Origin of the sequence: Escherichia sp. 94.0001 (assembly GCF_013369155.2) — a bacterium.
Classification (GTDB): Bacteria; Pseudomonadota; Gammaproteobacteria; order Enterobacterales; family Enterobacteriaceae; genus Escherichia; species Escherichia coli_F.
Genome location: NZ_JABWMS020000232.1, coordinates 1 through 522 on the forward strand (window position 1 = coordinate 1; position 522 = coordinate 522).

2 tRNA genes are annotated in these 522 nt (G+C 46.4%); both read right to left on the reverse strand.

Annotation, left to right across the window (positions count from 1 at the left end):
• Window positions 1-218: 218 nt before the first annotated feature.
• Window positions 219-294, reverse strand: a tRNA-Ala gene (locus tag HEN33_RS25430).
• Window positions 295-336: 42 nt separating this feature from the next.
• Window positions 337-413, reverse strand: a tRNA-Ile gene (locus tag HEN33_RS25435).
• Window positions 414-522: the final 109 nt, after the last annotated feature.

Sequence of the window (522 nt, forward strand, 5' to 3'; positions counted from 1 at the left end):
CAGGGCATCCACCGTGTACGCTTAGTCGCTTAACCTCACAACCCGAAGATGTTTCTTGCGATTCATCATCGTGTTGCGAAAATTTGAGAGACTCACGAACAACTTTCGTTGTTCAGTGTTTCAATTTTCAGCTTGATCCAGATTTTTAAAGAGCAAAACTTCGCAGTGAACCTTTGCAGGTACACTCTGAAGTATTTTTTATTTAATCACTACAGAGATGGTGGAGCTATGCGGGATCGAACCGCAGACCTCCTGCGTGCAAAGCAGGCGCTCTCCCAGCTGAGCTATAGCCCCATAACATGTAGTTAAAACCTCTTCAAATTTGCGGTGCAAATTTGGTAGGCCTGAGTGGACTTGAACCACCGACCTCACCCTTATCAGGGGTGCGCTCTAACCACCTGAGCTACAAGCCTGTAGAGGTTTTACTGCTCATTTTCATCAGACAATCTGTGTGAGCACTGCAAAGAACAGTTCTTTAAGGTAAGGAGGTGATCCAACCGCAGGTTCCCCTACGGTTACCTT